The sequence below is a fragment of the Robbsia andropogonis genome (genome assembly GCF_034047095.1).
GTDB classification, from domain to species: Bacteria; Pseudomonadota; Gammaproteobacteria; order Burkholderiales; family Burkholderiaceae; genus Robbsia; species Robbsia andropogonis.
Window position 1 is genome coordinate 698,141 of sequence record NZ_CP139166.1, and the last position, 13,588, is coordinate 711,728.

Annotated in this window: 12 protein-coding genes; 6 read left to right on the forward strand and 6 right to left on the reverse strand. The window is 53.2% G+C overall.

All coding sequences use genetic code 11. The features are described 5' to 3' along the window. Positions 1-77: 77 nt before the first annotated feature. The 5 genes from SJQ66_RS08150 to SJQ66_RS08170 all read left to right on the forward strand — a co-directional run bounded on the left by SJQ66_RS08150 (position 78) and on the right by SJQ66_RS08170 (position 5,702). A complete protein-coding gene (locus SJQ66_RS08150; protein WP_024903142.1) occupies positions 78-1,142 on the forward strand; it encodes an ABC transporter substrate-binding protein in 1,065 nt (354 codons plus the stop codon). An 81-nt stretch (positions 1,143-1,223) separates the two neighbouring features. Beyond that, the gene (locus tag SJQ66_RS08155; RefSeq protein WP_024903141.1) at positions 1,224-2,051 is read left to right on the forward strand and encodes an ATP-binding cassette domain-containing protein; all 828 of its coding nucleotides are present in this window, start codon (positions 1,224-1,226) and stop codon (positions 2,049-2,051) included. Positions 2,052-2,053: 2 nt separating this feature from the next. Beyond that, positions 2,054-3,307 carry a sugar ABC transporter permease gene (locus SJQ66_RS08160; RefSeq protein WP_096335555.1) on the forward strand — a complete coding sequence of 418 codons (1,254 nt, stop codon included), beginning with the start codon at positions 2,054-2,056 and terminating at the stop codon, positions 3,305-3,307. A 24-nt stretch (positions 3,308-3,331) separates the two neighbouring features. Beyond that, the gene (locus SJQ66_RS08165; protein WP_024903139.1) at positions 3,332-4,060 is read left to right on the forward strand and encodes an SDR family oxidoreductase; all 729 of its coding nucleotides are present in this window, start codon (positions 3,332-3,334) and stop codon (positions 4,058-4,060) included. Positions 4,061-4,064: 4 nt separating this feature from the next. Beyond that, a complete protein-coding gene (locus tag SJQ66_RS08170) occupies positions 4,065-5,702 on the forward strand; it encodes an FGGY-family carbohydrate kinase (protein ID WP_320533926.1) in 1,638 nt (545 codons plus the stop codon). Positions 5,703-5,873: 171 nt separating this feature from the next. Here SJQ66_RS08170 and SJQ66_RS08175 read toward each other — a convergent pair whose 3' ends face one another. The 6 genes from SJQ66_RS08175 to SJQ66_RS08200 all read right to left on the reverse strand — a co-directional run bounded on the left by SJQ66_RS08175 (position 5,874) and on the right by SJQ66_RS08200 (position 11,716). Next, positions 5,874-6,185, reverse strand: coding sequence for an SCP2 sterol-binding domain-containing protein (locus SJQ66_RS08175; RefSeq protein ID WP_024903137.1), 312 nt, complete (start codon positions 6,183-6,185; stop codon positions 5,874-5,876). A gap of 69 nt (positions 6,186-6,254) precedes the next feature. Beyond that, positions 6,255-6,650, reverse strand: a complete 396-nt coding sequence (locus SJQ66_RS08180) for a DUF2147 domain-containing protein (protein WP_253463794.1) — start codon at positions 6,648-6,650, stop codon at positions 6,255-6,257. Positions 6,651-6,720: 70 nt separating this feature from the next. Continuing rightward, positions 6,721-7,782, reverse strand: coding sequence for an NAD-dependent epimerase/dehydratase family protein (locus SJQ66_RS08185; RefSeq protein ID WP_320533927.1), 1,062 nt, complete (start codon positions 7,780-7,782; stop codon positions 6,721-6,723). Between the two features lie 165 nt (positions 7,783-7,947). After that, positions 7,948-9,255, reverse strand: a complete 1,308-nt coding sequence (locus SJQ66_RS08190; RefSeq protein WP_320533928.1) for an aminotransferase class III-fold pyridoxal phosphate-dependent enzyme — start codon at positions 9,253-9,255, stop codon at positions 7,948-7,950. Between the two features lie 277 nt (positions 9,256-9,532). Then, complete coding sequence (locus tag SJQ66_RS08195; protein WP_320533929.1) at positions 9,533-10,702, reverse strand: MFS transporter; 1,170 nt, start codon at positions 10,700-10,702, stop codon at positions 9,533-9,535. Positions 10,703-10,828: 126 nt separating this feature from the next. Beyond that, positions 10,829-11,716, reverse strand: coding sequence for a TorF family putative porin (locus tag SJQ66_RS08200; RefSeq protein ID WP_253463798.1), 888 nt, complete (start codon positions 11,714-11,716; stop codon positions 10,829-10,831). A gap of 1,255 nt (positions 11,717-12,971) precedes the next feature. On the opposite strand from SJQ66_RS08200, the gene SJQ66_RS08205 reads away from it, so the two are divergent. Continuing rightward, on the forward strand, positions 12,972-13,541 hold the full coding sequence (locus tag SJQ66_RS08205) for a TetR/AcrR family transcriptional regulator (RefSeq protein WP_320533930.1): 570 nt from the start codon (positions 12,972-12,974) through the stop codon (positions 13,539-13,541). The last annotated feature ends 47 nt before the right edge of the window (positions 13,542-13,588 follow it).

Sequence of the window (13,588 nt, forward strand, 5' to 3'; positions counted from 1 at the left end):
GAGGCATCGCTGTTGGCACCATCTAATGAACCACGGCGGTAAACGCTGGGATTTCCAAGAAGAAAGGAGACACAAAAATGAAAAGATTGTTCAATCGCTTGAATGCGGTCCGGACCCTGAGCCTGACGTTAAGTCTTGTCGGCGGTACGGTGGCGCAGGCGGCGCCAAGCGGAACGGTGGCATTTCTGATGCCAGATCAAGCCTCCACGCGTTACGAGCAACACGATTTCCCGGGTTTCAAAGCAGAGATGTCAAAACTTTGTCCCGCGTGCAAGGTGCTATATCAGAATGCCAACGCGGACGTGGCACAACAGCAACAACAGTTCAATTCAGTGATTTCGCAAGGCGCTAAAGTGATTGTCCTCGATCCCGTGGACTCTACAGCGGCGGCATCGTTGGTACGTATGGCTCAAGCACAAGGCATCAAGGTCATCGCCTATGATCGGCCAGTGCCAACTACGCCAGCGAATTACTATATTTCTTTCGACAACGAAGGCATTGGCAAGCTGATTTCTCAGTCGCTCGTGCAACATTTGAAAGATACAGGAGTGGCTACGAGCAAAGGAGGAATCCTTGCGGTAAATGGATCTCCGACGGATGCTGCCGCTGGACTGATAAAAAAGGGCATGCACGCCGGCTTGGAAGCGAGTGGCTATAAAACCCTGGCGGAGTACGATACCCCCGAATGGGCTCCGCCAAAAGCCCAGCAGTGGGTTAGCGGACAAATCACACGATTTGGATCGCAGATTGTAGGGGTCGTTGCGGCAAATGACGGCACGGCGGGTGGGGCGGTTGCAGCATTCAAGGCCGCGGGCGTAAGCCCGGTACCTCCTGTGACAGGCAACGACGCGACACTAGCTGGTTTGCAATTGATTATCTCCGGCGATCAATACAATACCATTCTAAAGCCGAGTGAGATTGTGGCAGCTGCCGCTGCGAAAGTCGCCGTAGCGTATCTTTCCGGAGAAACGCCAAAAGCGGAGACGACGCTTTTTAAGACGCCTTCGCAGCTCTTTACGCCAAGTGTCATCACGGCAAAGAATCTGAAAGCCGAAGTGGTGGATAAGGGTTTTGCAACGGCGAAAGAGCTGTGCACGGGGCGCTATGCGGCCGGATGCGCAAGCCTGGGAATCACTCACTGATTTTAGGCGCATCGCCTACAGGAACGCGGAAGACAGCCGCCTATATTCGGCTGCACCTTCCGCACAATGAGATTCCGTCCTATGACTGATACGTTAAATCCATTAGGCACCACGCAGCCTGTACTGAGCTTGCGTGGCGTTTCAAAAAATTTTGGAGCAGTATCCGCACTTACCGATATCGACCTGGACGTCCACGCTGGTGAAGTAGTGGCATTGGTCGGCGACAATGGCGCGGGTAAATCCACGTTGGTCAAAATTCTCGCGGGTGTTCATCAGCCAACCTCCGGTACGATTCGTTTCGGGGGAAAAGAGATAACGTTATCCACGCCAGGAGCTGCGCTTGATTTGGGAATCGCAACGGTGTTTCAAGATTTGGCATTATGTGAAAACCTTGATGTGGTTGCGAATATCTATTTAGGGCGAGAGCTGAATGCGCTTCGGCTTGACGAAGTCGCGATGGAAGTACGCGCCTGGACCCTGCTCAATGAGTTATCTGCGCGTATCCCTAGCGTACGAGATGTTGTTGCATCACTATCGGGCGGCCAGCGGCAAACCGTTGCCATCGCTCGTTCACTACTGCTGGACCCGAAGCTGATCATGCTTGACGAGCCGACCGCTGCCTTGGGGGTGGCTCAGACTGCTGAAGTGCTGAATCTGATCGAACGGGTGCGTGATCGTGGACATGCCGTGATTATGATCAGCCATAACATGGAAGACGTCCGCGCGGTGGCGGACCGTATCGTGGTGCTGCGGCTTGGGCGCAACAACGGCGTCTTTTATCCAGACTCATCAAATCAAGAGTTGGTGGCGGCTATTACAGGCGCCACCGAAAATGCCGTGTCGCGTCGTGCGGGTCGACGTCAAGCCGCGCCGGAACAAGCCGAACAGAGCGCTACGGCAAAGGGATGACCATGAGCAATGAAAATCACATTACACCCCCACCACTCCTCGATCGTAGTGATGTCCGCGTAAAGCACGCCAGTGGTATCAAGAGCACCGTGCTCGCTTTCCTTGGTCGTGTGAGATCTGGGGACCTGGGTTCGTTGCCGGTAGTGGTGGGACTGATCATTATCTGGTCTGTATTCACTGCTCTCAATCCAGTCTTCTTATCGGCAGACAATCTGGTCAATCTGTTGTTTGACTGTTCTACCGTAGGGGTCATCTCCCTGGGGATTGTCTGCGTACTGATGGTCGGGCAGATCGATCTTTCAGTAGGTTCCATCAGCGGCTTTGCATCGGCATTGGTCGGCGTACTCTGGGTCAACCAAGGTTGGCCCGTCTTGCTCGCAATCGCCACCGCTGTGGCCGTTGGCGCCATTGTAGGTGCACTTTACGCGGTGCTGTTCAATCGGCTGGGCATGCCGAGTTTCGTCGCGACGCTATCGGGCTTGCTGGCGCTCTTGGGACTACAACTCTACGTACTGGGGACCAGCGGATCCATCAATCTGCCCTATGACTCGGCCCTCGTGAGTCTGGGACAGTTGATTGTCATCCCGGCGCCCATATCGCATTTACTGGCGTTAGTACCCGGCGCCGTGATATTGACGATAGGCATCCAGAACGGAAGACGCCGACGCACGATGCATCTTTCAGCGCCTTCGGTGAACGCGCTGATCGTGCGCAGCCTGGCAATAACGGTATTGCTCGAAGTATTCGTACTTTATTTGAACAGAGGTCGTGGCATACCGTTGATGTTTGGTCTGTTTCTCGGTTTGTCCGTCATCATGCAATACGCATTGACCAGAACGCGCTGGGGACGATCGATAAACGCGGTAGGGGGTAACCATGAAGCAGCACGACGTGCCGGCATCAATGTCCGTGCGATCTATACGAGTGCTTTTGTGCTATGCGCCAGTTTAGCTGCGCTTGGCGGGGTACTGACGGCCGCGCGCCTCGCATCCGCGAGTCAGCAGGCAGGAAGCGGGGATGTCAACCTGAACGCCATCGCGGCGGCAGTCATTGGCGGAACCAGTCTTTTCGGCGGACGAGGTAGCGCATACTCGGCGGTTCTCGGGATCATCGTCATTCAATCTATCGCTAGTGGCCTAACCTTATTGAATCTCTCTTCTTCTCTACGCTTCATGATTACGGGTGCCGTGCTCGCCATCGCCGTGATCGTCGATTCGCTTGCCAGGCGATCCCGTGTTTCTCACGGTCGGTCCTAATCCATTGCTCGACGGAATCTAAAGATGAGTGAATCGCTAAAGGGAAAGGTCGTTGCCATTACCGGTGCGGCATCGGGAATCGGTCTGGAATGTGCGCGCACGTTTCTGGTTGCCGGGGCTACCGTGGTGATGATTGATCGGGCAGAGGATAAGCTGAAACAGCTTTGCGCCGACCTTGGATCAGGCGCTGTACCGTTGGTCGTTGACCTGTTAAATCCGAAGGCCGTATCTAATTTGTTGCCGAACATTCTTGCGCTTGCGGGTGGCCTGGATATTTTCCACGCGAACGCCGGCGCGTATGTCGGCGGTGACGTGATGACAGGCAATCCGGACCAGTGGGATCTCGTTTTGAACCTGAATGTCAACGCCGCGTTTCGGTCTGTACACGCGGTTTTGCCACATATGGTTGCGCAGAAATCGGGCGATATTATCTTTACCAGTTCAATCGCCGGAATCGTACCTGTCGTGTGGGAGCCTGTCTACACCGCTTCCAAATTCGCCGTGCAGGCGTTCGTTCATACGCTTCGGCGACAGTTGTCGAAGCATGGCGTGCGGGTTGGGGCCGTCGCTCCTGGACCGGTGGTCACCGCATTACTCGACGATTGGCCAAAAGAAAAAATGGACGAGGCATTGGCCTCGGGTAGCTTGATGCAGGCCAGGGAAGTGGCTGACGCGGTGCTTTTCATGCTGACCCGACCTCGCAACGTTACTATCCGCGATCTCGTCATCCTGCCCAATAACGTCGATCTCTGAAATCATGGTGCCAACACATCCAACAACCGCCGTGACCGAGAGTACACGATACGTCATAGGGGTCGATGTCGGTACGGGGAGTGCCCGCGCCGCGATATTCGATCTTGAGGGGCGAATGATCGCCCTTTCAAAACACGACATTACCCTGCACCAGGCAAGTGGATCGGTTGTAGAACAATCCAGTTCGGAAATTTGGAATGCGGTCTGCTGGACTGTGAAAGACGCATTGTCCAGTGCTCGGGTGGCTCCCGAAGCGATCGTGGGAATCAGCTTCGACGCCACGTGTTCTCTTGTTGTGATAGGGCCCGAAGGACAGTCGATGCCGGTGGGCACATCCGGTGATATCAACCGGGATATTATTGTCTGGATGGACCATCGCGCCGTGGATCAAGCGGAACGGATCAACGCGACCGGTCACGACGTATTGAAATTTGTCGGCGGCAAGATCTCTCCGGAAATGGAAACCCCCAAGCTGCTTTGGCTGCTTGAGAATAAGCCAAGCGTATTCGCGGCGGCGTGGCAGTTCTTTGATCTCACGGATTATCTGACCTGGCGTGCCAGCGGAAGTCTCGCTCGTTCTACCTGCACCGTCACATGCAAATGGACGTATCTAGCGCATGAAAAAAAGTGGGATGAAAGTTATTTTCGCTCAATCGGACTTGGCATTTTGGCCGACGAAGATTTCATGCGCATCGGTCAGCAGGTGGTTGCGCCGGGTACCGCGCTTGGCAACGGCCTTACCGAAAACGCCGCTGAGGCACTCGGCCTGCCTGTCGGCACATTCGTGGCTGCGGGCGCGATAGACGCGCATGCAGGGGGAATTGGTACGGTGGGAGCCGACGGCGATCCGGAGTCTTGTCTCGCCTACGTCTTTGGCACATCATCCTGCACGATGACCACCACTGTGCAGCCGGTTTTCGTGCCAGGTGTGTGGGGACCGTATTTTTCAGCGATGGTGCCAGATACCTGGCTGAATGAGGGCGGGCAATCCGTTGCCGGCGCCGCGATCGAACAACTTCTATTGATGCATCCTGCGAACATTGAGGCACGGCATCAGGCGGAAAAGGACGGTGTCACCGTGATGAGCATGCTGGCGCGGCTTGCGGTCGAGTCAGCGGGCGGATTATCTGAAACGGTATCGTTGGCGAAGGATTTGCATATCGTTCCGGAGTTTTTGGGAAATCGGGCACCAATGGCGGAGCCTCACGCAAGAGCGGTGATTGCCGGCCTAGGTATGGACCGGGATCTGGATAGCCTGATTGCACTTTACATTGCTGGAATTTGCAGCATTGGATACGGCTTGCGCCAAATCATGGACGTACAAGCTTCGGCCGGTGCACCGGTGGACCGAATCATCATCAGTGGTGGTGCTGGCCGGCTTGATTTGGTTCGCCAGTTACTGGCGGATGCCACGGGAAAGCCGGTATTGGCCACGCAAGCCGATGAGCCGGTGCTGCTAGGAGCAGCCATGTTGGGGGCGGTCGCGGCGGGACAATTTGGCGATCTACGTTCGGCAATGCGTCAGATGGCGAAAGTTAAAAGGCATTATGAACCGTCCACTGGGGATATTGCCGAACAACACCTGCGGCGGTTCGACGCGTTCACACGCTTGCAAGGCGTCGCAAGTGAAATTCGTCAATAACGTGAACTACATGATTTTCCAGGCGACTGTTATCGGAAGGCTCCCCGTTCATCGATTTCGGCCTATCGTCAGGCTCGCAGAAAGTGCGACGCCATATTGCTGGCCTCCTACCCCAATTTCCTGGGCAGCAGGTACCAACATTGTCTTTATCGTACTTATAGATCGATATGTTCAATCGCCGTTCCATTGAAGAATAGGGAGCCATTGCAGGGCGTAGGCAGGGTCGCCTTTAATCTTGATTTTGCCTTGCAGGAAAGCCATGTGCGGATTGAGTTGTTTCGATGCCAGTTCACGCAAGTGCTGAGCTGAAATGGTAAGTGTCGTGTCTGCACTCAGATCTTGTTCGACTACCTTTTCGGCACTTGCAAAGATCGTTCCAATTTCCTTGATATCGATTCTGATACTCTTCGATGGTGCGGTTTTCACTGTGAGTGCCGCTTTCACTTTCGCAATGGTCTCGGTGATGATGGTATTGGTCGTCATGTCTATTCCGTGTTAATAAAGATATTCCTGGGCGATCACCGGGATGGCGAAAGCACTTTTTTTGAAGATCTATTTTTTGCAGACCGGTGCTGTTGGAAGGGATGCCTCTCGCGTCAACTGTTCAGTCTCGCCAAGCATTTCCGTACCAATATAGGCCCGTATAAGTAAGCCTTTTTCATTCGTTCGAACAACGCCCTTGTAGTACTTATTGTTGCGTGGATCGTATACCCAACCATCACGCCATGCCTCGCCGTCAAATGACTTGAGTTTGGCGATATGCACGCCGCACGACGTATCGGCTTTATCCGCAGTGGTCTCCCATACAAGGGTTCCACATATTGCGGACGGTGCATCAGGGCATGCTTTGAACTCGATGATTGCTTGTCCATCGGCGGAACGCCAAAGACCCGTGACGTCGGAAGCCGTGGCTGCAACCGCCGATTGGAGCGCTGCCAGGGAACACATCAAAAAGACCATTGATCGCATCATTTGCAAGACCTCAAGGCTCGTTAAAATAGGACGACGTTGACGTCGCTTAGTTACTCGAAGACATACGCTGCGTTCGCCAACTGTAGTAATGGTCGGTCAACGTTTCCTCGATGGGACGATAGACAATACCCAAGTCGCGGATGCTACGCGTGTTGTCGATGGCGAATCGAATGCCGACATGATTGCGAATGTACTGCTGGCTCAAGCCAAAGAAAGGGCCTATAAGCTTGACCAATACATGAGGAATCTGGTTGCGTGGCAGGACGATGGGACGGTGGTGGGTCTCCCGGAGGATGTGTGCAATCTCGAGAAGTGAAATCATTTTTTTCTCAGCCAATATATATCGACCACTGGCATTTTCATTGGTCGCCGCATTGATGTGGGCCGCCGCAACTTCTCGGACGTCCACGCTACCAAGACTGAGATCTGGAACGCCATAAAAGAAATATCCCCTTAGCATTTCGTCAAGAAGGAAAAGGCTGCCGGACTCCGAGTTTGGTGTAAGCGAGGGGCCAAGGACCATGCCTGGATTGATGACAACCATGGACCAATGGCTTTGCGCGCCATGAATTTTCCACGCCTCTTGTTCGGCAAGCACTTTCGAGTAGTGGTACGGATTATTTTCTACGGAGCTGGACGTGTTGAAGTATTTCTCCGATAAAGTTTGGTTCGTCATTTTCATCACGTCGATGTAATCACCAAAAATTGCACCAATAGTGGACGTGAGAACGACGCGACGGATGCTGGTAGTGCGGTTGACGGTTTGAAGAACGTTGCGGGTACCGAGCAAAGCCGGGTCAATCAACTGCCTTTGGCCATCGGTGATTTTTTCTGGTAATAGAAACGGTGACGCGACATGGTGTAGCACGGCACAATCTTTTAATGCAGCATCGAACGATCCATGTTTCAGCAGGTCCGATTCGAACAACTTAAGCATTCCTGGATAGCGTTGTTGCAGGATCTGAAGTGGTTTGACTTTTCCAGTACTAAATAGATTTCGAACAGTGGTATTGACGTGAAATCCGCGCGATAAAAGTTGCTGGATAAGGTGACAAGCAATAAATCCACTACCACCGGTGACGGCAACGCGCTGAGGATAGTCAGACATATTTTAGTTCCGTTTTATTCTCGTGATTTTCTTATCGACAAGCGCATCTACGGTATTCGCGACCAAACGTGGTCGAGAGACCGACGAGTCACACACGTACAGACGCAATACTCGTCGGCTGCAGTCGACCGCCAACTAACGTGGCCGACCATGTCTCATGGACTGTTACTCGGCGGTAAGGCTTGCCATGTATTTCTCGAATAGGGGCGCTAGCGGATAGGCTGGAGGAATTGCGTCGAGATGCTGCATCTTCGCCAACACTTCAAATGCCTCGTCGGTCGACGCGAGCGTCTTGGTGATGTCCTGTGGCGTATGGGCAGTTGATAAAAACATGTTGTGATAAGGATGCAAATAGACGCCACGTTTGATGCATTCCGTTACCCACGCATACCCTTTGCTAAAATCGGCATCGTCCTCGAATAGGATCTGAGGCATTTGCACGGGGCCTGTCTGCTTGAGAATAAATCCATGTGACAGAGCTTGTTCATGGAGGCCGGTTCGCAACGCTTGTCCGGCCGCGATGATCCGTTCCAAGTAATCGGTGTCGCGAATGATTTTGAGCGTGGCCACCGCCGCGGCCATCGGTGCAGCGGCGAACCAGAAAGAGCCCGTCACGAATATTCGTGACGCGGCAGCGCGTACATGCTCCCGCCCTAGAACAGCGGAAATGGGGTGACCATTGGCGATGCATTTTCCCCAACAGCTCAGGTCCGGCTCTACGCCCACAGTTGACCAGCTGCAGTCGCGGGCCAGCCGGAATCCAGCCCGTACATCGTCGATGACAAGTAGCGCGCCGTTTTCATCACACAGACGGCGGGCGGCTTTCGCATATTCGGCGTCCGGCTCTTCCTGATCACGAAACGTGTCATGACGGAATGGCGCGGCGAAAACCGCGGCAATCTTGCCGTCGTGCGCTTTGAAGGCGTCAGTCAGGCTTTCCGGATCGTTATAATCGTAGTACACGATACTGGCGCGATCCTGTGGGAGGGTGCCAGTACTGAACAATGGCGGCACACACCACGGCGCAGCGCCGTGATAAGCGTCGCGGGCGGCGAGAATAATCTCTCGTCCTGTATGTGCACGCGCCATGACCATCGCCATGGTGGTGGCATCGGTGCCATTCTTACAGAACATCGCCCATGCAGCATGAGAGATCATTGAAACAAACGTCTCCGCCGCCTCGATCATCACGGCGCTTGGTCCGGTGAGCACATCTCCCTCCACAAGTTGTGCCTGGACGGCCGACTCTACTGTTGCATGACCGTAGCCGAGCAGGTTCGGACCGTAACCGCACATGTAATCGATATACTCATGCCCGTCATAATCCCAGATATGACACCCTTTGCCCTGGCGGATGTACTGCGGATATTCTTTGGGCAGCAGCGCCGTATGCATGTGGCCATACATGCCCCCGGGAATCACTGCTTGTGCACGCTCGCGTAGATCGAGATCTTGCTTTTGGGACCAATTCATAAGCTTCACCTGATATGTTCGTAATAAAGTTTCGCTACGTAGCGAGCAATCTAAAACCGATATTTATCGGTTTTAGATTGCTTAGCATTATCTGTGCCTGGCATTTTTGGAACAAAAGCGGCGCGACCTTCGTCAAATAGGGCTAAAGAGACGCCCAGATCGAGGCATTTGTATGTTTAAAAAAGATTTTTTGGTGCGGCCGCACTTGATCGGTGCGATTTGCCCTGTTTTGGGGCCGATGATGTTCCCCGGTCTTGTCTAAAGGGAAGGTCTGCGTCTAAGCGCTTCGCCGCCAGGCTCGGGTAGTGAGGCGCCAGCCGGTCAAAAGCAAGGTGATTGCAAGTACGCCAAAAATCAGGCTGATTTGCGTGGCAGGCCGTGCGTCGTCGCCGACGATTACGAAGGACGCTATCAACGGCCCAAACGCACTGCCTAACAATTGCGCGGCCGGAACCATGGTGGCAACATTTCCCGTAGGATCCGCTTTAAAGCAAAGCTCAATCTGGAAAGGAAATGAAAATACCCAGACAAAACCTAAAAGCATCGCTAGAAGCATGAATCGCGTCGACTCGCCATAGCCGAGTGCCTGTATCCCGAGTGCAACGCCCGTAAGCAGCATGCAACTCAACGTCAAACCAGGTAATGGGCTTATGCGGTTGACCGCAAGCGCTCCTAGTCCGCCACCAAATAGCTGCGCGACCAGTACCAGTGAGACCATCGTCTGGCTAGCCTGGGCATTGAGTCCAATGGCTTGGCCCAAAGGATCGAAGTAGGCCCACAGTGCGCCTATGGTCGCCTGTTCGAGGAAAACCACCGCCAGCGGGAATGCATTACCGAGCGTCCAGCTTCGACGTGCGGCATCGTTGCCAGTTCGCCGCAGCGGTTCGAGGCCGGCAGGCTGGGACAGCGCCAGAAAGGCAGCAAATGTTGACAAAATGGCCAATGAATAAAAGCCACCGGCCCAGCCTGCCCGTGGGAGGGCAAAATTTGCCAGCAGCATGGCGACGCCAGCTTGGGCAAGTGTCTGGACAACCATGAAAACGCCGGCAATGCGAGACGGTGCGGTAGTACGAACAATGATGCAAGTGCTCGTCCAGAGAAGGATTCCTTCGGCCAACCCCGCAAGCGCGCGGGCCCCAATTAATCCCATCGCGCTTGTGGCCAATGGCGTCGCGACATCGGCAACCGCGCAAAGCATCGCGGAGAGAATAGCGATAAAGCGAAAATGTCGTAGAGGCAGAACACCTCCTATCGTAGCGCCAATCCCCAAGGTAATTATCTCTCCCATGGCCATTACGCCGACGTCATCGAGCATGAGACGGTGGGCGTCCACGAGCGCACCGAGAAGAATGGGCTGCACCCCCACGATAAGAACAGCGATACTCCCCAAGAGTAACGAGCAGATCAGTTGCCCGGGAGTTGGCGCAATGCGACGTTGGTTTGACATGCGAGCATCCTTTTTGGTGCTGTCGTGCTGAATTGTGGCCGATTCAAAAAAACAAATCGATATTTAACGGGTTAGTGGGCAAGTTGCCACGCGATGATGGAAGGCGGCAGGCCACGTAACCCGATTTCAGAATCGATACGTTGCCGAAACAACAAGTGTTGGCCTATAAGTGCGTTTGGTCGAATCGCCGTCCTGCACGAGATATAGCTCTCGCGTTCTTACGATCGCACCGGTCCAGGCTGCCTGCCACTCAATTCCCCAACGAACATGTGAAACCCCGATGCTGTAGTCAAAGCTGTCCGCCTCTGGAAAGTTGGCAACCTTCTGGTAGCCACCGTGCACGGTGATCGTGGTATCGCTGCGTATCGGATATTTGTAGTCGAGATCGAATAACCAGGTGCCGCGTGACCCGTGATCGCCTCGTGCATAGCATTCCAGCGCCTTTGTCGGATCCAACGAGTACTGGAGCATTGCACCACACACGCCACCGGTATCGGCTCCGCGGTATGTCCGCGAAATCACGTTGATGATTCGGCCTTGGAGGTTGCCATACCCAATCTCAAGTACCGCGTAGTCGGTGTTATAGTTGGTGGTGCGTTGGTCGCCAGGCGTCCCGGTGTCCAAATCAATTGAGTGCGGCGCGGAAAATTGGGCGCCGGGAAATACCTCTGCGGCAAGCCCAATCCCGAAGTGCCATTTTTCCGGGTTGCCAGTACGCCACCCCATTGCGAAAAGCATGCCTACCCCGTCGCCCCCTGTCATGACTTTTTTGCTGACATTATTGATCTCTGCAAGCGCGATCAACCCGCTTTGGTGAGCTACGTCAATTTCAAGCCGTGCACCCGGCCCACTCAAGGAGTCGGATGTGCCTCGTGTGCGAATATCTGATAGAAGGCTGATTTTCCGATCAATTGAGTAGGATGCTATCTCGACGTTATCATCCGCATAAGCACTCGTACCTGTGATCAGGATTATTACAATAAGTAGTACGAATCGTATATATTGTGTGTCCATGAAGTTTACCTGTATTTTCGTTCTATTAAGAACTAGGCCATGAAAGGGTTAAAAGTAATATCTTTGCAATCGATCTTGTTGCACCACGAGACATTTGCACACGATAAACGCCTGGACATGAAGATCCGGGACGCCTTCATTCCTAGACTTTCCACATGTCATTCCAAAGATGACATATGCATTTTTTATTACTTGCTAAGCGTAAGTAAAGATCCAGTCAGAAGATATAGGACGCTTTTCTTAACCTTATTGCTTCGTATGGGCAATGTGTGCCATCAAATCCCCAAAAGAAAAAGACGTAGATCGGCTCATTTTTTCAAGGTATGAACCCATTTTTTTCGTTGACTACATGCTGCAGGTGACCGGCGAAATAATCGGTAGGGCGCCGATTGGTAAGTACTTCTAAATAGCGAAATTAAATTAGTAATGCTACTCATAGAATAGAATTTCATGTTTATGCACGACTCGTAAACAACTTTTCTTCCGCTGCGCCTCTATTCAGACATAAATAGCCGTGTCGTTATGTGGATCGCTAGAAACAGCACATGCACGATCGGTGACGCACTGATTTGACGAGCGTGCTTATCGAATCAGAAAACCTACCTCACTTCTCCCTCCGACTACAGGTGTGCTTCATGAGCGCCACTCCCATTCGATCCAAGCACGTGTAGCGTAGCGTGTTGAAAATTTAAAGTCGATAAATATCGTTTATTGACACAAAAGCAAATGCTGTGCCATATGAGATGCTTGTGTGGCAGGCTTTCCAAGCGACACTTTCGCGCGCACTTGCACCATCTTGAATCCCGCGATGACGTCTTTGGTGCGATGGCGCCCCACTTGAGAACGTTCCGTGCGGAGTCGGACAACACCTTTGCCGAATGGCCGACGCCTGACTCGCCTTTCAGGGGCATCGGATTCAGCCGCGCTATTACATACGATGCTGGTCGATGGGATAAGTAAACACCGTCTGCGCAATCACCGGGCAACAAACGTGCACACCATCCCTGAACCCAAAGAGACAACCTACGCTGCCAGGGCGGAACCTAGTCTTTTTTAAACATGATATTTATCGAGTAATTTTGTTTCTACGGGAACTTATGCCATACTTTGCGCGTCGCCATCTCGCGCGATTTTCAAGCCGTGGCATCCACCAATTCATCGCAACCAAATGCGTTCTACTTCGACCAGCACAAAAAAAGACGCGAATGCCCCAAAGCGACCGCAACAAGGGCGAAGCGTTGCGCGTTATAACGCATTGCTTGATGCGGCGCATGTCTTGCTCTTTGAGCAAGATCTCAACGCCATCGGGCTCTATGACATCGCTGAAAAAGCAGGCGTGCCACCAGCATCGGCGTATCATTTTTTTCCTACGCCCGTGGCGGTATTTCTTGCGCTGGCCGAGCGTTATCATCAGTCTTTCAGGGAAATAACGCTCGATCTAGAAATACCCGAGGATCGTCGGTGGCAGACGTTGCTGCGTCAGCGCCTCCTCGGAGCGGCCGCGGTATATAACGCAAATCCTCCAATGCAAAAGCTATTTTTTGGTACGCACGCGACCCGGGAATTAGTGCTCGCCGAAGCCGGGTTCAATGAGCAGATAGCAGAGGAAATGGAAGCCGCCTATGACCGATACTTCCACATGCCCGTCATCCGTAATGCGCAACGGAAGTGGCATCTGATGCTGACCCTGGTCGATGCAGTCTGGAGCTTGTCGTACACAAAGCATCGCACGATCACTGACGAATATGCGGAAGAAAGTGTTTTGATCGCGGTGTCCTACTGCCGCACTTTTCTTCCAGAGAATATCGAGTTCAAAGAGGGGTAATTTCGTAGGTGGGCCAACCACGGAAGATCGCGTTCCACACAACGCGT